At 65.3% G+C, this 26,846-nt stretch carries 31 protein-coding genes; 14 read left to right on the top strand and 17 right to left on the bottom strand.

Annotated features, from left to right (window positions below; all coding sequences use genetic code 11):
* Nucleotides 1-3: 3 nt before the first annotated feature.
* On the top strand, nt 4-1,140 hold the full coding sequence (locus B9A11_RS03885; RefSeq protein WP_200807275.1) for an MFS transporter: 1,137 nt from the start codon (nt 4-6) through the stop codon (nt 1,138-1,140).
* Here the strand turns inward: B9A11_RS03885 and trmD are convergent.
* The 13 genes from trmD to B9A11_RS03820 all read right to left on the bottom strand — a co-directional run bounded on the left by trmD (nt 1,137) and on the right by B9A11_RS03820 (nt 10,953).
* Nucleotides 1,137-1,937, bottom strand: coding sequence for a tRNA (guanosine(37)-N1)-methyltransferase TrmD (gene trmD, locus B9A11_RS03880; RefSeq protein ID WP_058245681.1), 801 nt, complete (start codon nt 1,935-1,937; stop codon nt 1,137-1,139). The two genes, B9A11_RS03885 and trmD, sit on opposite strands and share 4 nt — an antisense overlap.
* Before the next feature lie 61 nt (nt 1,938-1,998).
* Nucleotides 1,999-3,081: a hypothetical protein gene (locus tag B9A11_RS03875; protein WP_143595784.1), complete on the bottom strand. Its 1,083-nt coding sequence runs from the start codon at nt 3,079-3,081 to the stop codon at nt 1,999-2,001.
* Nucleotides 3,082-3,327: 246 nt separating this feature from the next.
* Nucleotides 3,328-3,834, bottom strand: a complete 507-nt coding sequence (gene rimM / locus B9A11_RS03870) for a ribosome maturation factor RimM (RefSeq protein ID WP_058245683.1) — start codon at nt 3,832-3,834, stop codon at nt 3,328-3,330.
* A gap of 213 nt (nt 3,835-4,047) precedes the next feature.
* Nucleotides 4,048-4,416, bottom strand: coding sequence for a 30S ribosomal protein S16 (gene rpsP / locus B9A11_RS03865; protein WP_058245684.1), 369 nt, complete (start codon nt 4,414-4,416; stop codon nt 4,048-4,050).
* A gap of 40 nt (nt 4,417-4,456) precedes the next feature.
* Nucleotides 4,457-4,759 carry a chorismate mutase gene (locus tag B9A11_RS03860; RefSeq protein WP_058245685.1) on the bottom strand — a complete coding sequence of 101 codons (303 nt, stop codon included), beginning with the start codon at nt 4,757-4,759 and terminating at the stop codon, nt 4,457-4,459.
* Nucleotides 4,752-5,357 (bottom strand): GNAT family N-acetyltransferase, encoded by a 606-nt coding sequence (locus B9A11_RS03855; protein WP_058245686.1) that lies wholly within the window; start codon nt 5,355-5,357, stop codon nt 4,752-4,754. Before B9A11_RS03855 ends, B9A11_RS03860 begins: the two co-directional genes overlap by 8 nt.
* Before the next feature lie 34 nt (nt 5,358-5,391).
* Nucleotides 5,392-5,994, bottom strand: coding sequence for a GNAT family N-acetyltransferase (locus B9A11_RS03850; protein ID WP_058245687.1), 603 nt, complete (start codon nt 5,992-5,994; stop codon nt 5,392-5,394).
* Nucleotides 5,991-6,494, bottom strand: coding sequence for a GNAT family N-acetyltransferase (locus B9A11_RS03845; RefSeq protein ID WP_058245688.1), 504 nt, complete (start codon nt 6,492-6,494; stop codon nt 5,991-5,993). Before B9A11_RS03845 ends, B9A11_RS03850 begins: the two co-directional genes overlap by 4 nt.
* Nucleotides 6,494-7,021, bottom strand: coding sequence for a GNAT family N-acetyltransferase (locus B9A11_RS03840; RefSeq protein WP_058245689.1), 528 nt, complete (start codon nt 7,019-7,021; stop codon nt 6,494-6,496). Before B9A11_RS03840 ends, B9A11_RS03845 begins: the two co-directional genes overlap by 1 nt.
* Nucleotides 7,018-7,551, bottom strand: coding sequence for a GNAT family N-acetyltransferase (locus tag B9A11_RS03835; protein ID WP_058245690.1), 534 nt, complete (start codon nt 7,549-7,551; stop codon nt 7,018-7,020). The genes B9A11_RS03840 and B9A11_RS03835 overlap by 4 nt, the downstream gene beginning before the upstream one ends.
* An 80-nt stretch (nt 7,552-7,631) precedes the next feature.
* A complete protein-coding gene (gene ffh, locus B9A11_RS03830) occupies nt 7,632-9,146 on the bottom strand; it encodes a signal recognition particle protein (RefSeq protein ID WP_058245691.1) in 1,515 nt (504 codons plus the stop codon).
* Nucleotides 9,147-9,360: 214 nt separating this feature from the next.
* Entirely contained in the window at nt 9,361-10,302 is a 942-nt protein-coding gene (locus B9A11_RS03825) for a glycerophosphodiester phosphodiesterase family protein (RefSeq protein WP_058245692.1), read from the bottom strand.
* Between the two features lie 69 nt (nt 10,303-10,371).
* Entirely contained in the window at nt 10,372-10,953 is a 582-nt protein-coding gene (locus B9A11_RS03820) for an FMN-dependent NADH-azoreductase (RefSeq protein ID WP_058245693.1), read from the bottom strand.
* A 132-nt stretch (nt 10,954-11,085) separates the two neighbouring features.
* Here B9A11_RS03820 and B9A11_RS03815 point away from each other — a divergent pair, with 132 nt between their 5' ends.
* Both B9A11_RS03815 and B9A11_RS03810 read left to right on the top strand, forming a co-directional pair.
* Complete coding sequence (locus B9A11_RS03815; RefSeq protein WP_058245694.1) at nt 11,086-11,967, top strand: LysR family transcriptional regulator; 882 nt, start codon at nt 11,086-11,088, stop codon at nt 11,965-11,967.
* Nucleotides 11,964-12,860 (top strand): DMT family transporter, encoded by an 897-nt coding sequence (locus B9A11_RS03810; protein WP_058245695.1) that lies wholly within the window; start codon nt 11,964-11,966, stop codon nt 12,858-12,860. The genes B9A11_RS03815 and B9A11_RS03810 overlap by 4 nt, the downstream gene beginning before the upstream one ends.
* On the opposite strand, the gene B9A11_RS03805 is transcribed toward B9A11_RS03810, so the two are convergent.
* Both B9A11_RS03805 and B9A11_RS03800 read right to left on the bottom strand, forming a co-directional pair.
* Nucleotides 12,857-13,183 carry an ArsR/SmtB family transcription factor gene (locus B9A11_RS03805; RefSeq protein WP_058245696.1) on the bottom strand — a complete coding sequence of 109 codons (327 nt, stop codon included), beginning with the start codon at nt 13,181-13,183 and terminating at the stop codon, nt 12,857-12,859. The two genes, B9A11_RS03810 and B9A11_RS03805, sit on opposite strands and share 4 nt — an antisense overlap.
* A 30-nt stretch (nt 13,184-13,213) precedes the next feature.
* A complete protein-coding gene (locus B9A11_RS03800; RefSeq protein ID WP_058245697.1) occupies nt 13,214-13,960 on the bottom strand; it encodes a hypothetical protein in 747 nt (248 codons plus the stop codon).
* A gap of 450 nt (nt 13,961-14,410) precedes the next feature.
* On the opposite strand from B9A11_RS03800, the gene B9A11_RS03795 reads away from it, so the two are divergent.
* From B9A11_RS03795 to B9A11_RS03770, 6 genes are all read left to right on the top strand, one after another.
* Complete coding sequence (locus B9A11_RS03795; RefSeq protein WP_058245698.1) at nt 14,411-14,755, top strand: AtpZ/AtpI family protein; 345 nt, start codon at nt 14,411-14,413, stop codon at nt 14,753-14,755.
* The gene (locus B9A11_RS03790; RefSeq protein ID WP_058245699.1) at nt 14,745-15,515 is read left to right on the top strand and encodes a F0F1 ATP synthase subunit A; all 771 of its coding nucleotides are present in this window, start codon (nt 14,745-14,747) and stop codon (nt 15,513-15,515) included. The genes B9A11_RS03795 and B9A11_RS03790 overlap by 11 nt, the downstream gene beginning before the upstream one ends.
* 82 nt (nt 15,516-15,597) lie before the next feature.
* A complete protein-coding gene (locus B9A11_RS03785; RefSeq protein ID WP_058245700.1) occupies nt 15,598-15,822 on the top strand; it encodes a F0F1 ATP synthase subunit C in 225 nt (74 codons plus the stop codon).
* 89 nt (nt 15,823-15,911) lie between these two features.
* Nucleotides 15,912-16,463, top strand: coding sequence for a F0F1 ATP synthase subunit B' (locus B9A11_RS03780; RefSeq protein ID WP_058245701.1), 552 nt, complete (start codon nt 15,912-15,914; stop codon nt 16,461-16,463).
* A 4-nt stretch (nt 16,464-16,467) separates the two neighbouring features.
* A complete protein-coding gene (locus B9A11_RS03775; RefSeq protein ID WP_058245702.1) occupies nt 16,468-17,028 on the top strand; it encodes a F0F1 ATP synthase subunit B in 561 nt (186 codons plus the stop codon).
* 203 nt (nt 17,029-17,231) lie between these two features.
* On the top strand, nt 17,232-18,041 hold the full coding sequence (locus tag B9A11_RS03770; RefSeq protein WP_058245703.1) for a division plane positioning ATPase MipZ: 810 nt from the start codon (nt 17,232-17,234) through the stop codon (nt 18,039-18,041).
* 59 nt (nt 18,042-18,100) lie between these two features.
* Here B9A11_RS03770 and B9A11_RS03765 read toward each other — a convergent pair whose 3' ends face one another.
* On the bottom strand, nt 18,101-19,312 hold the full coding sequence (locus tag B9A11_RS03765; RefSeq protein ID WP_058245704.1) for a TsoY family (seleno)protein: 1,212 nt from the start codon (nt 19,310-19,312) through the stop codon (nt 18,101-18,103).
* A gap of 146 nt (nt 19,313-19,458) precedes the next feature.
* Between B9A11_RS03765 and B9A11_RS03760 the strand changes: the two genes are divergently transcribed.
* The 3 genes from B9A11_RS03760 to B9A11_RS03750 all read left to right on the top strand — a co-directional run bounded on the left by B9A11_RS03760 (nt 19,459) and on the right by B9A11_RS03750 (nt 24,363).
* Entirely contained in the window at nt 19,459-19,845 is a 387-nt protein-coding gene (locus B9A11_RS03760; protein ID WP_058245705.1) for a hypothetical protein, read from the top strand.
* A gap of 141 nt (nt 19,846-19,986) precedes the next feature.
* Entirely contained in the window at nt 19,987-23,442 is a 3,456-nt protein-coding gene (gene smc / locus B9A11_RS03755; protein ID WP_058245706.1) for a chromosome segregation protein SMC, read from the top strand.
* 78 nt (nt 23,443-23,520) lie between these two features.
* Nucleotides 23,521-24,363, top strand: coding sequence for a DMT family transporter (locus B9A11_RS03750; protein ID WP_058246390.1), 843 nt, complete (start codon nt 23,521-23,523; stop codon nt 24,361-24,363).
* Here the strand turns inward: B9A11_RS03750 and B9A11_RS03745 are convergent.
* Nucleotides 24,360-24,800 (bottom strand): NUDIX domain-containing protein, encoded by a 441-nt coding sequence (locus B9A11_RS03745; RefSeq protein WP_058245707.1) that lies wholly within the window; start codon nt 24,798-24,800, stop codon nt 24,360-24,362. The genes B9A11_RS03750 and B9A11_RS03745 overlap by 4 nt on opposite strands.
* Before the next feature lie 53 nt (nt 24,801-24,853).
* Between B9A11_RS03745 and B9A11_RS03740 the strand changes: the two genes are divergently transcribed.
* Nucleotides 24,854-25,603 (top strand): alpha/beta fold hydrolase, encoded by a 750-nt coding sequence (locus B9A11_RS03740; protein ID WP_058245708.1) that lies wholly within the window; start codon nt 24,854-24,856, stop codon nt 25,601-25,603.
* Nucleotides 25,600-26,739 carry an alpha-D-ribose 1-methylphosphonate 5-triphosphate diphosphatase gene (locus B9A11_RS03735; protein ID WP_058245709.1) on the top strand — a complete coding sequence of 380 codons (1,140 nt, stop codon included), beginning with the start codon at nt 25,600-25,602 and terminating at the stop codon, nt 26,737-26,739. The genes B9A11_RS03740 and B9A11_RS03735 overlap by 4 nt, the downstream gene beginning before the upstream one ends.
* Nucleotides 26,740-26,846: the final 107 nt, after the last annotated feature.

The raw sequence follows: 26,846 nt of genomic DNA, 5'->3' as shown, positions 1-26,846 counted from the left end.
CCGATGACAGATTTGACGATCACCGCGCCGGCGCGGCTTGCCACGCGGTTGGTGTTCTTTGCCTCGGGCTTTGCCATGGCGGCCTGGGCGCCGCTGATCCCCTTTGCCAAGGCAAACGTGGGCGCGGACGAGGCCACCTTTGGGGTGCTGCTGCTTTGCGTCGGCTTGGGCTCGCTGGTGGCGATGCCGATCACCGGTGTGACGGCGGCGCGGTCCGGGGCGCGGCCCATGATCCTGGCGGGGGGGATCGGTATGGGCGCCGTGCTGCCCTTGCTGGCCTTTGCCCCGTCGGTCTGGGCGCTGGCGGCGGCGCTGTTCGTGTTCGGCGCGGCATTGGGCACTTTGGATGTGTCCATGAACGTCCACGCCGCCGAGGTCGAAGCCCGCGAGGCGCGGCCGCTGATGTCAGGCTTTCATGCGCTGTTCAGCGTGGGCACCTTTGCCGGCTCTGCCCTGATGACCGCAGCGCTGTCCTTGGGCGTCGGGCCGCGCCTGTCGGCGGGGATCGCGGCGGTCTTGTGCCTGCTCGCGGTGGCGGTGGCTGCGGGGCGGCTGTTGCGCCGCGCCAAGGGCAGCGCGCCAGAGCCGTTCGCCTGGCCGCGCGGCGTGGTTGTCTTGCTGGCGGTGCTGACCGGGATCGCCTTTCTGGTCGAAGGCGCGATGCTCGACTGGGGGGCGCTGCTGCTGATCGATCGGAACCTCGCCACGGCGCAAAGCGCGGGCGTCGGCTATATGGTGTTCTCCATCGCCATGGTGGTCGCGCGGCTGACCGGGGATCAGACCGTGGCGCGGCTGGGCGCGCGGGCGGTGCTGATCTGGGGCGGCGGGTTGACCATCGCGGGGCTGGCGCTTGTGCTGGCCGCGCCTTGGGCGATGGTTGCGCTGGTGGGGTTCGCCCTGATTGGCCTTGGGGCTGCGAACGTGGTGCCGGTGCTGTTCAGCGCCGCAGGGCGGCAGCGGGTGATGCCGCCGGGGCTGGCTATCGCGTCGGTCACGATCACGGGCTACGCGGGCGTGCTGCTGGGGCCCGCGCTCATGGGCTTTGTCGCCGACGCCAGCAGCTTGCCGCTGGCCTTTGCGGCGCTGGCGGTTTTGGTGGCGGTGATCCCGCTGGCCGCGCGGGCCGCCACCCGCACTTAGCCCTTGAGGCGGGCCTGATACGCTTCCCAAAGGTCGGGGCGGCGGGCCTTGGTGATCTCTTCGGACATGGCGCGGCGCCAGTCTGCGATCTTGCCGTGGTTGCCAGAGGTCAGCACCTCGGGGATCCCGCGGCCTTCCCATTCGGCGGGGCGGGTGTACTGCGGATGTTCCAGCAGACCGTCGGAAAAGGATTCCTCTTCGGTCGAGGCGGCATTGCCCAGAACCCCCGGCAGCAGCCGAACGGTGGCATCCAGCAGCGCTTGCGCGGCGATCTCGCCGCCGGTCAGGACAAAATCCCCAAGCGAGACTTCGGCGATCTGGTAGTGGTCGATCACCCGCTGGTCCAGCCCCTCGAACCGCCCGCAGATCAGCGTCACGCCGGGGCGCTGCGCCAGATCCTGCGCCATTTCCTGCGTAAAGGGCCGCCCGCGCGGCGACAGGTAGATCAGCGGCGCACCGGGACGGGCGCTTTGCGCGGCGACGTCGATGGCGCGGCCCATCACATCGGGGCGCAAGACCATGCCCGCGCCGCCCCCCGCGGGAGTGTCGTCGACGTTGCGATGCTTGCCTTCGCCGAATTCGCGCAAGGGGATCGGGGTCAGCTGCCACTTGCCCTCTTGCAGCGCCTTGCCGGTCAGCGAGTGGCCCAGAATGCCGGGGAAGGCCTCGGGGAACAGGGTGATGACCTGCGCCTGCCATGCGTTCACCAGCTCTTCGGGGGTGTCCATCAAAGAGCGCGGTTTCAACGTGGGGCGAATGGATTTGCGGCCATGGGACCGCGAAGGGGTGTCTGACATGGGGCCCGTCCTTTGGTTGGCGCGGTGGTAGCGCGGCAAGGGGGCGGGCGGCAAGGGGGCTTTAGACCGGCAGGTGCTCGGGCAGATCGACGAACGCGCCGAGGTTCGGAGCGGCGATCAGCCGCCCTGCGCGGATGTCCCAAAAGGCGCGCTGCGCCGGGGTGCGCCCGGTGTAGTCCACAAATGCGCCATGCGGATCGGCCCAGCGGCGGTGTCCGGTGATCTGCGCGAGCTCGTCCAAAGCGGCGGTCATCCGCGGGGCGTCCTGGGCGATGGCGTCCGAAGGCTCCAGCGCCAGCTCCTGCGTGCGGTATTTCCCGGCGTTCCACGCCTCGATAATGTCCTGCACCGTATCGAGAAAGACTTGATCCCCGCGCAAGGCCGCCGCACGCAAGCCATCCTCGGCGGCGAGAAACGCCAGAAAGGCGGCCACGGTCGCGCGGTCGCAGGACCGCTGGCGCAGGCACCACAGGGCAGCGGCGCGCTGATCGGGATCGCGCGGGTCGTGTTCCAGCACGATGCGGTGCCACAGGTCGATGTCGGGCACTCGGAGCGCTTGCAGAGCGGTCAACAGGCTGGACGGCGCGTGATCGCGCAAGGTCCGCCCCCACAGCAGTTGAGTCGACAGGAATGCCGCGTGGTCGCGGTCGAACAGCGCGCGATGCTCGGCGATGCGGTCCACCTCGGCGCGGATGTCCAGCACGACGCCGGGCTGGTGGAACATCTGGGCGATGCGGCCTGCTTCGGGCGCGGTGGCGCGCAAGAGCTGGTCCAGCAGGTACAGATCAAGGGTTTCGTCCCGCGACAGCGCTTCGGGGGTGTCCACCCCCCACGCCTGCATGATCTGGCGGTGCGCCTGCGCGATGGCGGTGCTGCGGTCCATGGGAAAGCCACGCTCCATGTCGCGGGTGGCGGGGATCAGCGCGGCGGCGAGGCTTTCGCGCATCTGAGCAAACGACGGCAAGTCGTCCGGCGGAGAGATACGCACGGACTTTGCCAAGAGAGGAAGACCCGCCCGGTCGGCGGCTTGCAGTTCGGCGTCGACGTTCACAGAGGCAACCATCGCATAGATGCTGCTGGCCCCGCTGATCGCGACCCCGACGGCCACGGCCAAGGTCGGCAGCGGCAGGACAATGGTCGCCAAGGCTGGCGCAACAGCAAGACCACCTAACAGGGCGCGATGGGGCATATCCGTACAAACTCACGCAAAACTAAAGCAATTAAGGCGTAAATTGGACGAAGATTGTGGCGATGTGATGGCTATAGGGGCCGGATTTTAACGGAATTTTAGGGATTTCCGCGACAGTCGCCAGGTTGGCTGGAAATTGTTCGCCAGAACGCGTCAATCCCGCTGCGCTGGCGCGCGATTGTGGCCTCCGTCCAAGAGGGGTTAGTCCAGCAAACCTTCGGGCGGGTCCGCCACGATTCGCCCAGAGGCCAGATCGACGGTCGGCACCGCGTCGAGGGTAAAGGGCAGCAGGACGGTCTTGCTCTGGCCGGGGATCATCAGCTCCAGCAGGTCCGAGGCGCCGTGATTGTGCACCGCCTTGACCTTGCCCATGGGCGCGCCGCCGGTGTCGAAAACCTCCAGACCGATCAGATCGGCGTGGTAGAATTCATCGTCGGGCAAGCTGGGCAAACAGTCACGCGGCGCGAAGAGGCGGGTGCCTTTCAGCGCGTCGGCGTCCTCTTTGGTGACGATCCCGGTCATGCGCGCGGCAAAGCCGTTCTTGATCTCGCGGCTGATGACCAGATCAAAGCTGCGGCTGCCGTCCTCGGTGGTCAGGGGCGCGTAATCGGCAATCGCCAGCGGATCGGCGGTAAAGCTTTTCAGGCGAACCTCGCCCTGCACGCCAAACGCGCCCGCGATGGCGCCCACACAGATCAGATCGCTCATACCGTCCCTAACGGGCGCAATAGCCCGCCCTTTGCCAAGTGCCACCAGCGTTTTCGCATGATTCGCGCTGTTGTCCACGTTCAAAGAAGACGCCCACCAGAAAGGCGACGGCAATCAGGACAACAAGGCGAATGAGGCGAAACATCTCTTACTCAAAAACGAAAGATGCCCCGGCAGGCAGGTGGGCTACCCGCCGGGACCGTGCAGATCGGATTATTCCGCGTCTGCTGCGGCTTCGGCGGCGTCTGCTGCCTTGGCTGCTTTCTCTTCTGCGCGCTCCTGAGCTTTCTTGCCCGGGGTGCCCTTCTTGGGGTTGTTGCGCTCGGTCTTTTCCTTGACGCCAGCCGCTTCGAGGAAACGTGCAACGCGGTCGGTGGTCTGAGCACCCTGGCCCAGCCAGTACTGAACGCGCTCGACGTCCATTTTCACGCGCTCTTCGGAATCCTTCGGCAGCAGCGGGTTGTAGGTGCCCAGCTTTTCGATGAAGCGGCCGTCGCGCGGCATACGCGAGTCAGCAGCAACGATGCGGTAGAAGGGGCGCTTTTTGGAACCGCCACGGGCGAGACGAATTTTGATAGCCATGAGTGTTTCTCCTATAGATGGCGTGCGACGGGAAACCCCGTCAGGATTGGTGTTGTTTGTGGTGCTGGATGACTTCCTGAATGACGAAATTCAGGAATTTCTTGGCGAATTCCGGGTCGAGGTCGGCCTGAAGTGCCAAATCCTGGAGCCGCGCGATCTGTTTTTCTTCGCGCGCGGGGTCGGATGGGGGAAGGTCGTGCTGCGCCTTGAGGACGCCCACGGCCTGCGTGTGCTTGAACCGTTCGGCCAGCGTAAAGACAAGGATCGCGTCCAGCCGGTCGATGCTTTCGCGGTGCCCTTTCAGCAGGGTCGCGGCGCGGGAGATGGCGTTGTCTTCAGTCAATGGCCCAGCCTTTCGGTTTAAAGAGGGGGTCGCAGTAGTGCGCGATTTCCATGGCGATGCCATGGGCGATCTGCGACTGGTGCAGCGCGTCCGGCGAGGGGTGGCGGTACACCGCGTCGCTGCCGTCGATGGACGGGGCGTCGTGGTCTTTGGTGCAGCCAAGCCGTTCGGCCAGACGGATCGAGTCGAGGTTCTTGGGGTCGATGTAGGACACCGCCGTTTCCCAGCCCTGCTCGTCGTAGAAGTAGTTGCGCACGGCGTTGGTCGCCTCAAGGGCATAGCCCTTGCCCGCGCGGTCCGGCCAGATGATCCAGGCGATTTCACGCTCGGGCCATTTCGCGGGCATCCAGCCGCCGGCCATGCCCACGGTCTCGTCGGTTTCGGCGAGGTGGATCATCCACATGCCATAGCCACGGATCTTCCAGTGGCCGATTTCGGCGGCGTAGAGCATCCACGCCTCGTAGGCGTTCAGCGGCCCGCCCATAAAGCGCGAGCGGTACGACGCAAAGGTCGCCTTGAAGTCCGGGTAATCCTCGGGTGCGGGGCCGCGCAGGATCAGACGGTCGGTGGTGAGGACGGGAATGTCTTGATGGGCCATCAGACGCGCTCCGTTTTGGGGTGGATGGAACCGGTCATGCGTCCTCCCTCACATGACGGTAGACGCAGGTGGCCCCTGCGTCGTCGAGCGCTTCCTCGGCGGCGCGGTCGCGTTTGACGCCAAGTTTGCGCATCAGCTTGCGCGCGCGGTCGTTGTCGCGCGCGATGTAGGACACGACCGACGACCAGTCGAGCGTGTCAAAGGCATAGTCCCGCGCGGCCGTGATCGCTTCTTCGGCGATGCCCTGGCCTTCGGCCTGTGCACACAGGAAAATGCCCAGCTCGGCCTCGGCGTCGGTATATTCAAAGCCCAGCGTGACAAAGCCCGCCGAGGGGCGCGTCTGCGCGTCGATGGTCCACAGACCGTGGCCGTGCAGCAGCCATTGCGCGGTATACTGGGTGAATTCACCCCACGCCTGTTCGCGCGTGAACGGCCCACCCATAAAGGCGGCGCGGTCGCTGGTCATGATCTCGGCATAGGCGTCAAAGTCGTAGATCCGCGGCCCGCGCAGTTGCAGACGGCGGGTATCGATCTGCGGAATGCGCCCGCCAAGGCGCGCCGCCGCACGGGCACCGGGGCCGGGGCGGTGGTTTTCGCAGGGCGCCTTGAGCACCGGATCCTTGGACGGGGCGTTCATGCGGGCACCCCGTGACGCCAGACCTGCGCCGGTTTGCCCATCAACTCGCGGGTGCGTTCGAGATGCGCGCCGAGGCGCTGCGCCACAGCGCGCGACGAGGCGTTCCCCGGCGCGATATAGCTGATGAGCGGGCCAAGGCCGCGGGCGTTGTAGGCCCAATCGCGGGCGGCAAGCGCCGCTTCGGTGGCGTAGCCGTGCCCTTCGCACCCGTCGTACAGGTGCCAGCCCAGTTCGGGCTCGTCCCAGCCGGGGTTCTCGCCCAGACCGACGCGGCCAACGATGCTGTCCCCGTGCAGGACGGTGAAATAGCCAAAGCCCTTAAGCGCCCAAGTGCCCGCAGCGGCCAGGAACCCGCGCCACGCGGTAAAGGCATCGGTGTGCGGACCACCCACAAAGACAGAGCGCGGCCCCGACATAAATGTCTGCGCGGCTTCGAAATCGGCCTCAATGGGGGTGCGCAGGGTCAGGCGCGCGGTGGTCAGGGTGATTTGCGGCAGCATCACAGCACCTCCGCAGGGGCGGGGTGACGCCACAGCTCATCGAGACCCATGTTCTCGTTTTCATAGGTCCGTTCATAGACGGCCCCCATGCGGGCGGCGAGCGCCTTGGACCGGGTGTTGGACGGCACGATATTCGAGGTCAGCGTGGTAAAGCCGAGGTCTTCGTAGGCCCAGCGGCGGGCGCGGCAGGCGGCCTCATAGGCGATGCCTTTGCCTTCGAAGCCGTCAAAGACCACGTAGCCGACTTCGGGCTCGGGCCATGTTTCGGGGTTCCAGATGCCGCTGATCCCGGCGGGTTTGCCGGTGGCGCGGTCTTCGATCACGAAATAGCCGTAGCCGTGCCAGTGCCAGTGGCCCACGTTCAGGGTGAACCAGCGCCATGCGTCGCCGCGTTGCGGGATGTAGCCAAAGCCTTGAGACCGGGCCGGATCGCGCAGGAAAGCGATCATGGCTTCGGCGTCTTCGCGGCGGGGGCCGCGCAGGATCAGGCGGTCGGTTTCCAGGGTGGGCGCGTTGGTGAGGCTCATGCGTAGGCCTCCGGCGCGCCGTCGGTGTCGGGCGCATGGCGGTAGACCACCGTGTCGGCAGTGGTTTCGCCCGCAGGCAGCGGGGCGGCGTCATCGCGTGCAGCGCCAAGGCGGGTGGCCAGCGCGATGGAGCGGTCGTTGTCCGGCGCGATGTACGACACGAGGGTCTCAAAGCCCTGATCCCACGCCCAATGCAGCGCGAGGGTCGCGGCCTCGGTGGCGTAGCCCTTGCCCTCGGCGTGGTCCAGCAGGGTCCAGCCGATTTCGCGTTCGGGGAAATGCGGGGGCTGAAAGATGCCGATCTGGCCGAGGAAGGTGCCGTCCTTGGTCTCGATCCCCCAAGCGCCGTGGCCCATCAGATCCCACATGCCAACCTCGGAGGCGATCCAGCGCCATGCCGCCTTGCGCGGGATCGGCCCGCCCATGTGCCGCGCGCGGTCGGTCTCGAACAGGTCACATAGCTGTTCGAGGTCCTCCATCACGTGGGGGCGCAGCGTCAGGCGCGGGCTATGGAGCGTCGGGGCGGGCATCGTGTCGGGTCAGGGGCCTTTGCGGGTTGTGGGGCCGGGAGCCTCCGGCGGGGATATTTTCAAAGAGAAGAAGCGGGGGGTTATTTCTTTTTGCCAAAGCCCGAAAGGCCGCCGGGCAGGCCCATGCCGCCACCCATGCCGCCCAGACCGCCGGGCAGTTTGGCGCCCAGTTGCTTGGCGGCGGCTTCCATCGCCTTGGGGTCCATCTGGCTGGGGTCGATGCCTTCCATGCCGGGCATCCCGCCTTTGCCGAACATGCCTTTCATGGCTTGTTTCAGCATGCCGCCTTTGCCCATCTTGCCCATTTTCTTCATCATGTCGGACATCTGGCGCTGCATTTTCAGCAGTTTGTTGAGGTCAGAGACTTCCATCCCTGCGCCCGCCGCGATGCGCTTCTTGCGCGAGGCTTGCAGGAGGGCGGGGTTGGCGCGTTCCTTTTTGGTCATGGACTGGATCAGCGCGATCTGCTGGCGCAGGATCTTGTCGTCGATGCCCGCGTCGCCCATTTGCTTGGCGGCTTTGGCCATGCCGGGCATCATTTGCATCATGCCTTCCATGCCGCCCATTTTGATCATCTGTTCAAGCTGCATCTTGAGGTCGTTCATGTTGAACTGACCCTTGGAGAAGCGCTTCATCATGCGTTCGGCCTGTTCGGCCTCGAGCGTTTGCTGCGCCTTTTCGACCAGCGCGACGATGTCGCCCATGCCGAGGATGCGGCCCGCGATGCGGTCGGGTTCAAAGGTTTCCAGCGCGTCCATCTTTTCGCCGAGGCCGACGAACTTGATGGGTTTGCCGGTGATGGCGCGCATGGACAGGGCCGCGCCGCCGCGCCCGTCGCCGTCCATCCGGGTGAGGACCACGCCCGATATGCCGATGCGGTCGTCGAAGTTCTGCGCGGTGTGCACGGCGTCCTGACCGGTCAGGCCGTCGACCACGAGGATCGTCTCACGCGGGTTGGCCACGTCGCGGACCGCTTCGACCTGGGCCATAAGCTCTTCGTCGATGGACAGGCGGCCCGCGGTGTCGAGCATGTAGACGTCGTAGCCGCCGAGGCTGGCCTGCGTTTTGGCGCGTTTGGCGATGGCGACGGGGTCTTCGCCCTTGATGATCGGCAGGGTGTCGACGCCGATCTGCTTGCCGAGGATTTCCAGCTGTTCCATCGCCGCCGGGCGGTTGACGTCCAGCGAGGCCATCAGGACCTTTTTGCCGTCGCGTTCCTTGAGCCGTTTGGCCAGCTTGGCGGTGGTGGTGGTTTTACCGCCGCCCTGAAGGCCGACCATCAGGATCGGGGCGGGGGGGCTGTCGATTTTCAGCGCGCCGGGTTCGCCCTCGCCGGTCAGGGTGGCGATCAGCTCGTCGTGGACGATCTTGACGACCTGTTGGCCGGGGGTGATCGACTTGGTGACCGCTGCGCCGGTGGCTTTCTTTTCGACCGCCTTGATGAACTGGCGCGCCACGGGCAGCGACACGTCAGCCTCGAGCAGGGCGACGCGCACCTCGCGCAGGGCGGTTTTGACGTCATCCTCAGAGAGCGCGCCCTGCTTGGTCAGCCGGTCGAAGACGCCGCCGAGGCGTTCTGACAGATTCTCGAACATGGGGAGGGCCCCTTTCCTAGCTGTTCCGGTTGCCCCGATAGATAGGGGCGCGCGACGGTGTTCACAAATCCCAATGCGATGCGGCCCCCGTGGGCGAATCCTCGCTGACGGGGGGCGATCCCGGCCAATGGCCATGGGACCGGAAGGCTGCTGCTTCCGGATGTTTGGGGTGGCGATAGGGGAAAATGACGTGCGAGTCAAGGATGGCGGGGTTTTAGCGCGTTTTGACCCGCGGGCCGAGCCATTCGATGCGGTTGGTCCACAGGTAGCCAGACCAGCCCTTTGGGACACGCGCCAAAAGGCCTTCGTCGTCGATCCCCGAGGAAAAGCCAGAGCCGTCGTAGTCGCCCAGCAAGATGACCTCGCTGCCTGCGGCGTGCATCCGGGCGGTCAGGCGGTGCGGCCAGCCCCAGAGCCAAGGCCCGACATTCAGCGGCACGGCGACCAGCCCCGTCTGGCAGGCGTCCGGCACGTGGCCGGTCCAGCCGAGCAGGGCGTAGCGCATCAGGCACGACTTGGTGCTGTCCTTGGTGTAGTAGGGCAGGCCGGTGGCGGCGTGGGCGGCCTCGGACGGGGGTGCGCCGCCGTAGATCGCAGCGATCCGGCCCGGAAAGGCGGCGTGCAAGGGGGCAATGGCAGTGCCCTCTTCGGGACGGCGGCTTTTGTAGTTGATCAGCAGCGGGGCGCTTGGGGCGGCCAGTGCCCCGGTCAGGGAGGGCATGATCAAGCCCTTGCCGCGAAAGGGGAAAGTCAGCCCGTCGGCGGTGATGTTATAGCCAAGGTCCAGCGCTTGCAGCGTGGCAAAATCCTGCTGCTCGGTGACGCCGGTGCCGTTTGTCTGACACTCCAGCCGCCAATCGTGGAACAGGGCAAAGGTGCCGTCCGGGGTCAGATGGACATCGACTTCGACCATGTCAGCCCCCAGCCGCGTCGCCTCGCGGATCGACGGCAGGGTGTTCTCGACAAAGTCATGGGTGATTGGGGCGACGTGCTGCGCGCGGCAGCTGTCGTTCGTGCGCTCGGCTAGAGACAGTTGATGAACGCCGCGATGGGCGATCAGCCGGGGCGGAGTGTCGCTGGGCGCGGTCCACAGGCTGGTGTTGCCCAGCCACAGCGCGGCCATGGCGCCCAAAAGGATCGTGACAGGTTTACGCATGACCACCCCAACCGTTTACGTCGGGCAGGGTGGCCTTTTCCTATGGATGTGACAAGCCGCGCTCGCGCCTTAGGCGGCGATCTGCGCGATGTCCTCGTGGGCGCGTTCGCTCGACGCCTGCGGGTCAACGGCCATGCGGTCCGAACGCACCACCTGAATGTCGGTGATTCCCATAAAGTTCAGGATGTGCCGCAGGTAGGGCGTGGCGTAGTCGATGGGGCCGTCCACCTCTGTGCCGCCAGAGGCGATCGCCAGAATGGCGCGCTTGCCGGTCAGCAGGCCTTCGGGGCCGTCCTCGGTGTAGCGAAAGGTCACGCGGGCGCGGGCCACCAGATCGACCCAAGCCTTGAGCGAGGTTGGCACGCCAAAGTTATAGATCGGCAGGGCGATCAGCACGGTGTCGGCGGCTTTCAGCTCGGCCACCAGCGCGTCCGACAGGGCCAGGGTCTGGCGGTCCAGATCGGTCTTGTCCTCGTCGGGGGTGAAGTTCGCGCCGATCCATGCGGCGTCCATCAAGGGCAGGCCAGCGGCCAGATCGCGGGTGATGGTCTTGGCCGGGGCGAGCTTGGCGATGATCTCGTCGGCCAGTTGGCGGGAAACAGAGCCTTCGGTGCGGGCGGAAGCGTCGATGCGCAAAACGGTGTTGGTCATAGGGAATCCCCTGTTGTTTGTCCTCCCTTCGCTAGTTTGTGACTTGCGCGTCTGAACGCAATTGCAGAAAACGGACAGTGACTGTGGACAGGCGCACAGAAGAACACACGCTTTGGCGCAAAGAGGGACGTCATGGACAACTGGGATGAGATTCGTACCGCTTACCAAGTGGCGCGCATGGGCACCGTCAGCGGCGCGGCTGACCGTTTGGGGGTGCACCACGCCACGGTGATCCGCCATATCGACGCGCTCGAAGGTCGCTTGGGCGTCAAGCTGTTCCAGCGGCACGCGCGCGGCTACACGGCGACCGAGGCGGGTCAGGATCTGTTGCGGGTGGCGCAGACCACCGAAGACCAGTTCGCCCAGCTCGAAGGTCGCATCAAGGGGCGCGGCGCCGATGTGTCGGGCGATCTGGTGGTGACCTCGCTGGTGGCCTTTGCGCCCTTGATGGTCGCGGCGCTGACCTCTTTCCGCGAAAAGTACCCCGATGTGATCGTGCGTTTCCTGACCGGCGACCGGGTGTTCCGGCTGGAATATGGCGAAGCGCATGTGGCCTTGCGCGCAGGCGCGGCCCCGCAGGAACCCGACAACGTGGTGCAACCCTTTGCCAGCCAGCAGATCGCGCTGTACGCGACGCGCGGCTACATCGAGCGGCGCGGGATGCCCGAGGATATCGACGCCCTGCGCGCTCATGATTTCGTCAGCCACGACGATATGGACACCCGCGCGCCCTTCCTGCGCTGGCTGCACGGCCATGTGGACGCCAGCCGGATCGTGTTCCGCTCGCCCGACACGCGGGTGATGGAGGCCGCCGTTCTGGCGGGCGCGGGCATCGGCTTTTTCAGCACGCGCGAAGCGGCCATGCACCCCGATCTGGTGCAGGTCATGCCGCCGCGCGACGAGTGGCTGTCGCCGCTGTGGCTGGTCACGCATGTCGATCTGCACCGCACCGCCAAGGTGCAGGCGTTCATCAAACATCTCAAAGCCTTTGCCGCCGAGGAGGACGGGGCATGAGCGAACACCTCAAGGGCCATCTGGCGATGATGCTGTTTGCCTCGCTGGTGGCGGGGTCGTTTTCGCTGGGGGCGCTGGCCTCGCCGTTCATCGACCCGGTGTCGCTGAACGCGGTGCGGTTCATCCTTGGGGCGGTGCTGCTGTGGACCATGGCCTTGGCGACCGGGGGCGTGACGCGCGACGTGTTCCACGCGCCGTGGCGCTATCTGGTGCTGGCGGGGCTGTTCGCCATCTATTTCGTCACCATGTTCGAAGGCCTCAAGACCGCTGAACCCGTCAGCATGGCGGCTGTTTTCACGCTAAACCCGGCGCTTACGGCGGTGTTCGGCTACTTTCTGCTGCGGCAGATCACGACGGCGCGGATGGCTTTGGCGATCGTGATCGGGGGCATCGGCGCGCTTTGGGTGATCTTCAAGGCCGACATTTCGGCGCTGCTCCGGTTCGAGATCGGCCGGGGCGAGGCGATCTATTTCTGGGGCTGCATTGCGCACGCCTTGTATTCGCCCATGCTGCGCAAACTGTCGCGCGGCGAGCCTGCGCTGGCGTTCAACGCGGGGGTGCTGACGGCGGGGGCGCTGATCCTGCTGGTGCTGGCGGGGCCGCGCGTGCTGTCGGTGGACTGGGCGTCGCTGCCCGCCATCGTCTGGATCACCATTCTATATGTGGCGGTGCTGGCGACTTCGGTCACCTTTATGTGCCTGCGCTACGCGACGCTGCGGCTGCCCTCGGCCAAGGTCATGGCCTATACCTACATCGTGCCGTCCTGGGTAATCCTGTGGGAAGTCGCCTTTGGCCACGGCGTGCCTTCGGCGCTGATCCTGCCGGGCGTGGTGCTGACGGCGGTGTCCTTGCTGCTGTTGCTCAAGGATGAAGAGGCGGGCGCGGTTGCCTAATCTTCGCCCAGCTCGCTGGCGAGAAACCGCTCAAACGCATCGAGGTTCACCGGCTCGAACTGGCCAAAGCCCTGCATCCAGACCGACGCCTCGCGCAGGGCGTCGGGTTCGAGCTTGCACCACTTCACCCGCCCGCGCTTTTCCTGACTGATCAGGCCCGCGGCGGCGAGGATGCCCAGATGCTTGGAAATCGCGGCGAGGGACATTTCGAACGGGTCGGCCACGTCGGTCACGGCCATATCGTCTTCGAGCAGCATCGTCAGGATGCGGCGCCGGGTCGGGTCGCCTAGGGCGGCAAAGACACTGTCGAGACGGTCGGACATGCCCCCTTGTTCGCCAGTGCGCCTGCGCCGTCAAGGCCGCAGATCAAACGCCCTTGCATGGTCGGTCAGGCCGGTCTGCGTGCCGGGCAGGGTGTCGGTGCCGGGCCACAGGCCGGGGGTGCGGAAATGCACGGTGGTGTCGCGGGCGATCTCGACCCACTCGCCTTCGGACTGGCGGAGCAGCACGTGGCGTGTCAGATGGGTGACAAAGCGCGCCTCGGGCGTGGGGATATCGCCGGTCCAATAGGCCAGATCGGGCATTGTCAGGTCGCCATAGCTTTGCTTTTGGCATTTTACGCCGCAGTCGCGCAGGACATAGCCGGTTAGAAAGGGGTCAAGCCCCTCGGACGTTTGCGGCACATCCCACGGGATAAAGATGGAATAGGCCCCGGCGTTCAGCAATGCGCGGTTTTCCTTGGCGCACAGGTCGGGGCAGGGGGCGAGCAGCGCGATATGGCCCACGGGGCGCAGCGCGGGCCAAGCGGTGTCGCCGGACTGATAGGTGGCGGCCTCGGCGTAGGCTTCGGGGCGCAGGGACATGGCGGGCAGGGCAGTGACGGTGGCGGCCAGCGCAAGACCCGCGGCCCAGCCGTGCCGGACCCCCAGCGCGCGGCCCAGCCCATGCGCCGAATGGATCAGCATCAAGGCCAGCGCCACAGGCAGAACGCCGCTAAGCCCTGCGGGCTGGATGGGATTGAACGCCGCAAAGCCCGCCATCGCCAGCGATCCGGCCATCAGCCAGACCCAAGTCATCGGAGAAGAAAAGGCGCGCGTCATCAAATGCAGTCCCAGAGCGGGGCGAGTTTAACGCTAACTGCGCGCGAGGTCTTTTGTTCCGTAAGGCGGGGCACTGGCATGGGCTTTCAAATGGTTAACAAAGTCTAAAGCTGTGCTTGCAGGTTGAATCGGGCGCAGGTTTGACCACCAAGGGGAGCTTTCGCGGCGGCTTTGCGACAAGTACCCCAAGGGCGTGAAAGGCCCGTGAAAGCTGTGGGGCAAAAAGGTGCATTTTCGCGCCGATTTTAAACATCAACTGATCGGTTGAATAACGCGACAGGGCGCTGCGCGCGCTAACACCGCCTGCGACGGAATCGCACGAGTTGTGCGTGCGTGCCTAAAATGACTATAAATCAGCTGCTTAGCCCGCCTTTGCGGATTCTTAACAGCGTGTTGACTCAGGACGCCCCTCGGCTTAGCAAAGCGGCGAACTCCAACGGGGGCCATGACGTGAGCGATCCTGACCATAAACGGCAGATGGATGAGCTGAGCGCCAAGCTGGAGGCCTACAAGGCCGCACAAACCAGCGACAAGGCCCACCAAGAGGAGCACTATTCCCAAGCGCAGCACGCGTGGCGGATGGTGACAGAGATGGTGGCCGGTCTGGGGATCGGCTTTGGCATCGGATACGCGCTTGATGAGGTGCTGGGCACCTCTCCGTGGATGATGGTGCTGTTTACATTGGTGGGGACCGCCGCGGGGATCAACGTCATGTTGCGCACCGCGAAAGAGCTCCAGGATACGCAAACGCCGCCAAAGACGGGCGGGGACGAGGGGACAAAAGATGGCGACTGAAACGCACGGCGCAGACGCAGCAGCAGAGGGCACCGGCCTGGTTTTCCACCCGATGGATCAGTTCATCGTCAAGCCTCTGTTCGGCCACGGTGAAGTGGGCATGTTGACCATCACCAACGTCACCCTGTGGCTGGCGCTGTCGATCCTCGTGATCTTTGTTCTGATGGTTCTGGGCACCTCGCGCCGCGCCATCGTGCCGTCGCGCTCGCAGTCGATTGCCGAACTCGCCTATGGCTTTATCCACAAGATGGTCGAAGACGTCACCGGCAAGGATGGCCTCAAGTACTTCCCCTATATCATGACGCTGTTCATGTTCATCGTGACCGCGAACTTCCTGGGCCTGCTCCCCAAGTCGTTCACCACCACCTCGCACTTTGCCGTGACCGTGGTGCTGGCGCTGGCCGTGTTCCTGACCGTCACGATCCTTGGCTTTGTCAAGAATGGCGTGTCGTTCCTGTCGATGTTCTGGGTGTCGTCCGCCCCGCTGGCGCTGCGCCCGATCCTCGCGATCATCGAACTGGTGTCCTACTTTGTGCGTCCGGTCAGCCACTCCATTCGTCTTGCTGGCAACGTCATGGCAGGCCACGCGGTGATCAAGGTGTTCGCAGGCTTTGCCGCCATCGCCGCCGTGTCGCCCGTGTCGATCCTGGCGATCACCGCCATGTACGGTCTGGAAATCCTCGTGGCCTTCATTCAGGCCTACGTGTTCACGATCCTGACCTGCGTCTACCTGAAAGACGCGCTGCATCCGCATCACTAAAGGCAGCGGTGGGCCGCAGCGCCCGCCTCTTCCCCCGAAACAAACCCGAATACAGTAACTTCCAATCGTAAGGAGATACCCAATGGAAGGTCAACTCGCACACATCGGCGCAGGCATCGCAGGTCTGGGTACCGGTATCGCAGCACTGGGTGTTGGTAACGTCGCAGCCAACTTCCTGGCCGGCGCTCTGCGCAACCCCTCCGCAGCTGCTTCGCAGACTGCAACCCTCTTCATCGGCATCGCATTCGCAGAAGCTCTGGGCATCTTCTCGTTCCTGATCGCTCTGCTGCTGATGTTCGCCGTCTAATCCACGGAACTTAACGATCCTTACGCACGGGCGGTCCGGCTTGGTCCAGACCGCCCGAACGAAAGACAAACGTTCCGACGGAGGAAAACATGGCGACCGAAACTCACGGAGCCGAGGCACTTAGCGCCTGTGTGGATTCCCATGGCTCTGCCGTTGGGATGCCGCAACTTTGCGGTGACTGGATTGGCAACCAGGTCTTCTGGTTGATTATCACTCTGGTGGTGATTTTCCTGATCCTGTCCAAAATCGCGCTGCCGCGGATCGCATCCGTTCTGGCAGAGCGTCAGGGGACGATCACCAATGACATCGCCGCAGCCGAAGAGCTGAAGCGCAAGTCCGAAGAGGCAGAGGCTGCTTACCAGCAAGCCCTGACCGACGCCCGGACCGAAGCCCAGGCGATTGCGCAGAAAACGCGCGACGACATTAAGGCCGATCTCGATGCGGCCATGGCAAAAGCCGACGCAGACATCTCTGCCAAGGCGGCTGAATCGGAAGCGGCCATCGCCGAGATCCGCAACTCTGCCATGGAAAACGTCGAAATCGTTGCCAAGGATACGGCAGCTGCCATCGTGGCGGCGCTGGGTGGCAAGGCGGATGACGCCAAGATCGCCGCAGCCGTGTCGAACCGGATGAAAGGATAAGGCCATGCGCAAGCTTTTCGCTATCGCCCTTGCGGCAGTCGTGGCCAACCCCGCCTTTGCTGCCAGCGGCCCGTTCTTTTCGCTGCGCAACACGGACTTTGTTGTCCTGCTGGGTTTCCTGATCTTCCTTGCGGTTCTGTTCTACTTCAAGGTGCCCGGTATGCTGGGTGGCCTGCTGGACAAGCGCGCCGCTGGCATCCAGTCCGATCTGGACGAAGCCCGCGCCCTGCGTGAAGAAGCCCAGACCCTGCTGGCCTCGTATGAGCGCAAGCAGCGCGAAGTGCAGGAACAGGCGGACCGCATCGTGGCCCACGCCAAGCAAGAGGCCGAACTGGCCGCCGAGCAGGCCAAAGCCGACATGCAAAGCACCATCGCCCGCCGTCTGGCTGCCGCTGAATCGCAGATCGCCTCTGCCGAAGCGTCCGCCGTACGCGAAGTGCGCGACACCGCCGCATCCGTGGCTATCGTCGCTGCGCGTGACGTGATCGCCGACCAGATGACCGCTGCCGATCAGGGCAAACTGATCGACGACGCCATCGCAACGGTCGGTGCCAAGCTGCACTAAGCCTATCGGCATCCCGAATTGGGGCAGGCCCGACCGCATCGCGCGGTTCGGGCCTTTTCCATTTTTGGGCCGCTTTTTGCGGCAGGACAGACACGGAACACAAAGCGTCGCGCCGGGTGATCTTTTCTTGACGGTGGCTGGCAGATACTGTGTATGCCAGCGAACCACAGCCAAACATGTGGGACGGTCAAAGGGGTAAAGTCGTGGCTCATATCATCGTCGTCGGCAACGAAAAGGGCGGGGCGGGCAAGTCCACCATGTCCATGCACATCGCCACCGCGCTTGCGCGCATGGGGCACCGCGTCGGGACGCTGGATCTGGACGTGCGCCAGAAAAGCCTTGGGCGCTATCTGGACAACCGCAAAGCCTATCTGGAAAAGAACGGCGTCGATCTGCCGTCTCCCAGCTACATGGACCTGCCCGAGGTCGATCAGTCCGAATTGGCCCCCGGCGAGAACGTCAACGACCACCGTCTGTCGCGCGCGGTGGCCGAGCTGGAAAAAACCTCTGATTTCATCGTGATCGACTGCCCCGGTTCGCACACCCGGCTGGCGCAGGTGGCCCATTCGCTGGCCGACACGCTGGTGACGCCGCTGAACGACAGCTTTGTCGACTTTGACCTGCTGGCCCGCGTCGACAGCGACGGCGAGAAAATCCTTGGCCCCTCGGTGTATTCCGAAATGGTCTGGTCGGCGCGTCAGCTGCGCGCGCAGGCGGGTCTGGCGCCCATCGACTGGGTTGTCTTGCGCAACCGCATGGGCGCCCAGCAGATGGTCAACAAGGCCAAGATGGAAAAGGCGATTGACCGCCTGTCCAAGCGCATCGGCTTCCGCGTTGCCCCCGGCTTTTCCGAGCGCGTGATCTTCCGCGAGCTGTTCCCGCGCGGGCTGACGCTGCTGGACCTCAAGGATATGGGCGTCAAGCAGCTGAACATCTCGAACGTTGCCGCCCGACAAGAGCTGCGCGATCTGATCAAGGCGCTCAAGCTGCCCGACGTGGACGTCAAGTTCTAAGCTTTGAACGTAAAAAGGCCCGGTCGCGCTGACCGGGCCTTTGCGTGTGTTTAGGGCGTTTACTCTGCCGGAACAGCGACCACGTCACGCTTGGCAAAGTGCTGTTTGTTCAGCCGCAGGACCAGCGCGATGGCAATGATCTGGGCGATGATGGCGATGGCGGTAAAGCTCCAGTAGGCGGTGCCGTACTTGGCCACGGCCCCCGCAGCGACCAGACCCTTGTTGACGAAGAAGTGCGTCATCACCGAGAAGGCAACAAACGGGCAGACCAGGGCGTAAGAGCCGGGCGACGTCTTGGACCCCAGCACGAAGTCGTTGAAGTAGCCCTGCGCCTTGAGAACCACGGCACCCAGCCCAAGGAAGGCGATCTGGATCGAGATCATCCGCGTCAGGAAGGTCAGCGTATCGGCGGCGGTGCTGTGGCCGTCAAAGGTGGTGTGCAACCCGTGGTCTTGGCGGATGAACATGATGCCCAGCACGGTGACGATCGGCACGATGATCATCAGGGTCGGGCCAGCTTCGCGGGCGGTGCCGTGTTGCAGCATGGACGACACAGCGGTGGTCGCGGCGAGGATCGTGTAGAGGATCGCGATCACCCCCAGCACGGTCGAGATGATCAGCGCGGCGGCGACGGTCGTGGGGTTTGTGCTCATGGCGGCAGGGGCGGAAAAGCCAACGGCGATCATGGCAACGGCAAAGGCGGGCAGCAGTTGCGCAAAGGAGTTATGCGCGGTCACGTCGAACACGCCACCCTTGGACAGCACACGCCCAAGGAAATCCCCGATCAGCCGAAAGGCCAGTACCGCGATCAGGCCAAAGGCGACCATGGCGGCGGGGAACATGAACTCGACGATGGTCCAGAGCTGCGGGACAAAGACGAGGCCCACGATGAACAGCGCGTTCACGGTCATGGCCAGCGCCAGCGGCATCGCCAGCAGGGTGCTTTCGGCGTTGGAGTTGCGCAGCTTTTCATAGGCGTCCGTCTGCTTGAAGGCCGAATAGGCCGACAGGTTCCAGAGCAACGATTTGATGTTCAGGACCGTAAAGAAAGCGATCCCCGCCATGGCGATGACAATGGCGGCTTGCAGCGCCGGGTTGCCTGCGGCCCATGCGGCCATAATGTCTTCGAACACCGGGACGGGCTGGCCTTTGTGCGGGACCCAGAACATGAGGAACATGAAAAACGTCACAGACAGACCGCCCGCGCCGAGCGAGGCGAGGAAGTAGAGCGGCGAGTATTGGTCAGCGGGCCGGGTTTGTGGGGTAGCCATGGCGGCCTCCTTTTCTAAACATTCCGAAGTTAGAATGTAATGTACATCGCAAAGTTGGAATGTAAAGGGGAATCGAGTCCGGGCTTTTCCGCGTCAATCGCTTGTGCGTTTACCTCTTGGTAACCAAGCTGAGGCAAAGCTAACTCATGCGATTTACCTACGTTTTCCTCATGCTTGGCCTCGCTGCGTGTGACGCGGCGGGGCCCGGTTTCCGCGGGGTCGACAAGACCGTCCGCGAAGTCGAAGGCAGCCGCTTTACGCTGCGCCGTCAGGGCGATGTCGTTGAGGCGATTCGAACCAACCCAGAGATGATGCCCCGCTTTCAGCCTGTCGCGCGCAAGGCGGGCATCGCCGCGCAACTGGAAACGGGCTGTATAGCGAAATGGGTGGTGGGCGATCCGTCGATGATGACCATCGGCCTGAGCTGCGATGGCCGCAAAGCCCCCCGCAAACCTCGCAAATCGCGGGTGTTCTATTGCGATCTGTACGGCATCACCGCGCGCGGTGGCGCGTTGGAGTGTCAAAAGGGGTAATTGAGACGCATTTAACCCGACATTATCCCCAATATCTTGTGGACAACTGGCGGAACCCCGCCAGATGCGCCGCGCCGCTGCTTGACTCTGCGCCCGCCCAGAGGCCAGTTTGAGGGCCATTCTCGGAATCGGGACAGGCTCTTGCGCTTTACCAAACTCAGACTGACGGGCTTCAAAAGCTTTGTCGACCCGACGGACCTTGTCATTGCCAATGGCTTGACGGGCGTGGTCGGGCCGAACGGTTGTGGCAAGTCCAACCTGCTCGAGGCGCTGCGCTGGGTCATGGGTGAAACCCGCGCCAAGGCGATGCGCGGCGGCGGGATGGAGGATGTGATCTTTGCCGGGGCCGCCACCCGTCCGGCGCGCAACTTTGCCGAGGTCGCGCTGACCATCGACAACGCGGATCGTCTTGCGCCCGCCGGGTTCAACGACAGCGACCAGCTGGAAATCACCCGCCGCATCACCCGCGACGTGGGCAGCGCCTATAAGGTGAACGCCAAGGATACACGCGCCCGCGACGTGCAGATGCTGTTTGCCGATGCGGCCACGGGCGCGACCTCGCCCGCGCTTGTGCGGCAGGGACAGATCATGGAGCTGATCTCTGCCAAGCCCAAGAACCGCCGCAAGGTGCTGGAGGATGCCGCCGGGATTGGCGGGCTTTATGCGCGCCGCCATGAGGCCGAGTTGAAACTCAAGAGCACCGAGGCGAACCTGCTGCGCGTCGATGACGTGATCGAGCAGCTTGCCAGCCAACTGGGGCAACTCGCGCGGCAGGCCCGTCAGGCCGCCCGTTACCGCGCCATCGCCGAAGACCTCCGCCGCTCCGAAGGGATGCTGTTGTTCCGCCGCTGGAACGAAGCCGATACCGCGCGGATCATGGCCGAGAACGCCCTGCGTGAGCTGGTGACCGGCGCCGCCAAGGCCGAGGCTACCGCCCGCGCCGCCGCTGCCCTGCGCGCTGACCGCGAGGCCGAACTGCCGCCGCTGCGCGAGGAAGAGGCGATCTCGGCCGCTGTCTTCCAACGCTTGACCGTGCAGCGCGACACGCTGGCCGATCAGGAACGTCAGGCGCAGGACCGCATCGCGACGCTGGCCAAGCGCATCGAACAGCTGACCCACGACATGGACCGCGAGGCGGGCCTGAACCGCGACGCGGGCGAGACGATCGAGCGTCTGGAATGGGAAGCCAAGGCGCTGCAAGACGCCGCCGAGGGCCATGACGACCGCCTCGAAGAGGCCGCCGCCGCCGCCCGCGAGGCCGCCGCGATCCTGCACGAGCGCGAGGCCGATCTGGCCCAGCACACCGAGGACGTGGCGCGCCTTGCCGCCCGTCACCAGTCAGCGCAGCGTTACCTTGCCGATTGCCGCCGCCAGATGGACCGCAACGAGGCCGAGGCGACCAAGGCCCGCGACACCGTCAAGGCGGCGCGTGATGCGTTGGAAAACAGCAAGGCCGCCGCCCGCACCGCGCTGACCGAACAGGACGCGGCGCAGATGATGGTCGACCGCGCCGAGCGTGTGCTGGCCGAGGCCGAAGCCGCCCGCGCCGAGACCCAGACGCGCGAAGCCGAAGCGCGCGGCGAACGCTCTGAGGCCGAGGGTGAGATGAACGCCTTGCGCGCCGAGGTGACGGCGCTGGCGCGGCTCTTGGATCGGGATGCCGCTGAGGGCGGGCAGATCCTGGACCGTTTGCAGGTGGAGCAGGGCTTTGAAAAGGCACTGGGGGCGGCTTTGGCCGACGATCTGCGCGCGCCCGAGGTGGATGGCGACGGCCCGACGGGCTGGCTGGTGCTGCCCGAGTATGACGCTGATCAGCCCTTGCCGCCGGGGGTCACCGCGCTGACACAGCACGTGTCCGTCCCCGAGGTGCTGTCGCGGCGCATGTCTCAGATCGGGCTGTGTGACGCCGACGATGGCCCGCGCTTGCAGACGCTCTTGCTGCCCGGTCAGCGGCTGGTGTCTCTGGACGGCGATCTGTGGCGCTGGGACGGTTATCGCGCCTGGGCCGAGGATCAGCCCTCGGCGGCGGCGATGCGTCTGGAGCAGTTGAACCGCCTTGAGGCTTTGAAGCAGGAAATGGCCGCGGCCTCGGCGCATCTGGAGGGCACCAAGGCCGCGCATGACGCCTTGGTTGCGCGTCTGGCCGATCTGACCCGCGCCGACAAACAAGCGCGCGAGGCGCGGCGCGAGGCGGATCAGGCGTTGACCGCTGCGAGCCGCACGCTGAACCGCGCCGAGGCGGATCGCGACATGGCGGACAGCCGCTTGGACGCGGCGAAACTGTCGGTGCGCCGCTACGAGGAAGAGGCCGGGACCGCCCGCGCGCAGCTGCGCGAGGCCGAGAGCGCCGTTGCCGATCTGGACGATCTGGACGACGCGCGCGCACAGGCCGAAGACGTCAAGATGACGGTGGAAGCGGCGCGGATGACCATGATGGCCAAACGCTCGGCCCATGACGAATTGCGCCGCGAGGGCGAGGCCCGCAAGGGCCGGTCGCAGCAGGTGACCAAGGACTTGTCCGGCTGGCGGCACCGCTTGGAAACCGCGGAACGGCGCGCGTCAGAGCTGGCAGAGCGGCGCGAGGCGACGCAGGAAGAGCTTGAGGATGCGGCGCTGGTCCCCGAGGAACTGGCCGCTAAACGCGAAGAGCTGGGCGAGGCGATCGAGGTGGCGACCGACCGAAAGTCGGCGGCCTCCGACGCCTTGGCCATGGCAGAGATCGCCCTGCGCGATGCCATCACCGAGGAACGCGACGCAGAGCGCATCGCCGGCGAAGCCCGCGAGATCCGCGCCGCCGCCCAAGCCCGCACCGAGGCCACCCGCGAGACCGTCAAATCCGCTGCCGAGCGCATCGCCGAGGAACTGGACTGCGCGCCGCAAGACCTGCTGGCCAAGCTGGGGATGTCCGCCGAGGACATGCCCGCCTCGGAGCAGATTGAGCAGGACGTGAGCCGCTTGAAACGGCAGCGCGACGCCTTGGGCGCGGTGAACCTGCGCGCCGAGGAAGACGCCAAGGAGGTCCAGCAAGAACACGACGAGCTGGTCGCCGAGAAGGCCGACCTGGAAGAGGCGATCAAGACCTTGCGCGGCGGGATTGCGTCCCTGAACAAGGAAGGGCGCGAGCGTCTGCTGACGGCGTTCGAGCAGGTGAACGCGAATTTCACCATGCTGTTCAAGCATTTGTTTGGTGGCGGTGAGGCGAACCTCGTGATGGTGGAATCCGACGATCCGCTGGATGCGGGGCTGGAGATCATGTGCCAACCACCGGGCAAGAAGCTGTCGACGCTGTCGTTGCTGTCTGGGGGCGAGCAGACCTTGACCGCGCTGGCGCTGATTTTCGCGGTGTTCTTGGCCAACCCGTCGCCGATCTGCGTGCTGGACGAGGTGGACGCGCCCTTGGATGACGCGAATGTGACGCGTTTCTGCGATATGCTGGACGAAATGTGCCGCCGGACCGAGACGCGGTTCTTGATCATCACGCACCATGCGGTGACCATGGCGCGGATGGACCGGTTGTTTGGCGTGACCATGCAGGAGCAGGGCGTGTCGCAGCTGGTGTCGGTGGATCTCAAGCGGGCCGAGACGCTGGTCGCTTGAGGGGTGCAATTGGGGGCGCTGCCCCCGCGCTGCGCGCTCCCCCGGGATATTTTTGAAGAGAAGAAGCGGGGGCGCGGCGTGAAGACTTTTGCCTTGGTTGTGGTGGTGATGGTGGCCTTTGCGGCGAACTCTGTGCTGAACCGGGCGGCGGTTGGCGGCGGCTGGATTGATCCGCTGGGGTTCGGGACGGTGCGGCTGTGGGCCGGGGCCGTTGTGCTCTTGGCCTTGGCCTATGGGCTGCGGCGGCGGACGCCGTTGCTGGGGCCGGTGCGGCTGGCCGGGGTCGCGGGCTTGGTGCTGTATATCTACGGGTTTTCCTTGGCCTATAGCGATTTGGACGCAGGCCTAGGGGCGCTGATCCTGTTTGGCACCGTGCAGATCACCATGTTTGTCGGGAGCCTGATCGGCGGCGAGCGGCCGCCGGTTTTGCGCTGGCTGGGCGCTGCTGTGGCGTTTGGCGGTTTGGCTTGGCTGTTGTGGCCGGGGGCCGGGGTGTCGATTGTGCTTGGCGCGGGGGCGGCGATGGTGGTCGCGGGCTTTGGCTGGGGTGTCTATTCGTTGGCGGGGCGCAAGGCGGAGGATGCGTTGATTTCCACGGCGGCGAATTTCGTTTTGGCGGCGCCGTTTGGCTTGGTGATCGGCTGGCTGCCGGGGGTGCCGACCAGCGGCGTTGCGGTGACAGGCAGGGGTTTGGCTTTGGCCGTGGTGTCTGGGGCGGTCACATCGGGGCTAGGGTACGCTTTGTGGTACGCGGTCTTGCCGCAGCTCAAGGGCAGCGTGGCCGCCGTGGCGCAGTTGACCGTGCCGGTGATTGCCATGGCGGGCGGGATGCTGGTCCTGGCCGAGCCGTTGACGGCGGAGTTCGCGGTGGCGGCGGCGGTGGTTTTGGGCGGCGTCGGGTTGTCGGTTTTGCGGCGCTAGCGGACGATGGGTTCCAGCGGATCGTAGCTGAGGCCCGTGCCAAAGGCGACATCGGGCAGGCTGGACGGTTTGAGGGGCAGGGCGCGCACCTGCGGTTCGGTAAAGAAGCGGCGGGTGGTGACGATGCCTTCGGGGTCTTGCCAATTGTCTGACAATTGACCCTCCGTGATGGTGCAGCGAAAGAACACCTCGACCTGATGAAAGCTGCCCTGCGGGTCGTGGAATTCGTTGATCAGGCAGGGCGCGCCGACGGCGATGGTCAGGCCGGTTTCCTCATGGACTTCGCGCCTGAGGTTCTCGGGCAGGGATGTGCCGCGATTGACGCCGCCGCCGGGGGCGCACCAGAGCGGGCTTTGCCCGCCCGGCCAAGCGTTGACCAGCAGCAGGCGGTCCTGATGCACGATTACGGCACGGGCGGCGAGGCGAGGGCTGGTCATCGGCGGCTCCTTTCCCCCTTTCATAGGGGCGGGCGGGGCGCTATGCCAAGCCTATGAGATATATCCTGACCCTAGTTTTGCTATTGGCGGCGCTGCCTGCGCGGGCCTCTGATTGCGTGATTTTCCTGCATGGGCTGGCGCGGACCGAGCATTCCATGACGCTGATGGCGGCGGCCTTTGAGGCGCGCGGGCATCAGACGGTGCTGGCGGGCTATCCGTCGACGGAAAAGCGGGTCGAGACGCTGGCGGCAGAGATTTTGCCCGCCTCGGTGCAGGCCTGCGGTGACAGATCGGTGCATTTCGTCACGCATTCCATGGGCGGCATCCTGTTGCGCTTTTGGCTGGCGGATCATCGGCCCGAGCGCTTGGGGCGTGTGGTCATGCTGGGGCCGCCGAACCAAGGCAGCGAGCTGGTGGATGAGCTGGGCGGCTGGGAAGTGTTCGCTTGGGTGAACGGGCCTGCGGGCGGTCAGCTGGGGACGGGCCCCGAGGATCTGCCCAAGAGCCTGCCGGTGGTGGATTTTCCCTTGGGGGTGATCGCGGGGTCGCAGACGCTGAACCCCCTGTATTCGCACCTCATTCCCGGTGTGGATGACGGCAAGGTGTCCGTCGCCTCTACGCGGGTTGATGGCATGAGCGGGCATATCGTCTTGCCGGTGACGCATACCTTTATGATGCAGGCCCCCAGCGTGATTGCGCAGGCGATCCTGTTCATCGAAGAGGGGCGCTTTGACCGCGAGATGCGCTGGCAGGACATGCTGAAGGGGATGGAGTTGGACTGCCTTTTGGGAGGCTGCGAATGATCGAGCGGCGGCTGGTGGGCGCGCGGGTTTTGCGCGACAGCGGGTGGAGCGACGCGCCGGTGACGGTGGCGGGCGGTCACTTGAGCGATGCGCCCGCGCGTGATGTGGACCTGAGCGGCTTTGACCTGCTGCCGGGGATCGTGGACGTGCATGGCGACGGGTTCGAGCGGCACATGGCCCCGCGAAGGGGCGCGCTGCGCGAGCGGGACGCGGGCATGTGGGCGGTGACGTCCGAGCTTGCGGCCTGCGGGATCACGACGGCGGTGCTGGCGCAGTTCTGGTCGTGGGAAGGCGGGATGCGTGGGCCGGAGTTCGCCGAAGAGGTGTTTGAGAGCGTGTCCTTGGTGCGCGGCACCGTGCCGGTTGACCTGCGGCTGCAACTGCGGCTGGAGACGCACTACCTTGAGAGTTTTGACCGCGCCTTGGAGGCGGTGGATCGCTGGGGCATCGGCTATGTGGTGTTCAACGATCACCTGCCGCACAAGCGTCTGGCCGAAGGGCGCAAGCCGCAGCGCTTGGTCGGGCAAGCCTTGAAATCCGGGCGTAACCCCGAGGCGCATTTGGCCTTGATGCAGGGGCTGCACGCGGCGTCGGATCAGGTGCCAGCGGCCTTGGACGGGCTGTGCGGGCAGCTGGCAGAGCGGGGCGTGCGCATGGGCAGCCATGATGACCGTACGGCCGAAGGCCGGGCCGAGTGGCGCGGACGCGGCGTCGATGTCTCCGAGTTCCCCGAGACGGTAGAGGCGGCGCAGGCGGCGCGCGAGGCGGGCGATCCGGTGGTCCTCGGCGCGCCGAACGTGGTGCGCGGGGCGAGCCATGCGGGCAATGTCTCGGCCCTTGAGTTGGTCGAGGCGGGGCTGTGTGATGCCTTGGCCTCGGATTACCACTACCCGTCGCCGGCGCGGGCGGCGTGGCGCTGTGTCGAGCTGGGTTTGCTGGATGAGGCTGCGGCCTGGGGCTTGGTGTCGTCCGGGCCTGCGCGGGTGCTGGGCCTCAGCGACCGGGGCCGGATTGCCGAGGGGCTGCGCGCCGATCTGGTGGTGATGGAGCCCCAGACCCGCCGCATCGTGGCGACGATTGCGGGCGGGCAAGTGGCGTGGATGTCGGGCGCTGTCGCCGGGCGGTTTTTGGCCTGAGTTGGCCTGATCCACCGGAGCGCTGTCGCGCACAGGTTGGTTTGCGCCTGCGCGGCGCGCGCGCCAAGGGGCAGGCCCCTTGGAACCCCGGCGTTGCCCGAGAGGGC

This window comes from Tropicibacter naphthalenivorans (assembly GCF_900176475.1).
GTDB classification, from domain to species: domain Bacteria; phylum Pseudomonadota; class Alphaproteobacteria; order Rhodobacterales; family Rhodobacteraceae; genus Tropicibacter; species Tropicibacter naphthalenivorans.
Note: the sequence above shows the minus strand (reverse complement) of the source record. Positions and strands in the feature narration are given on the sequence as shown.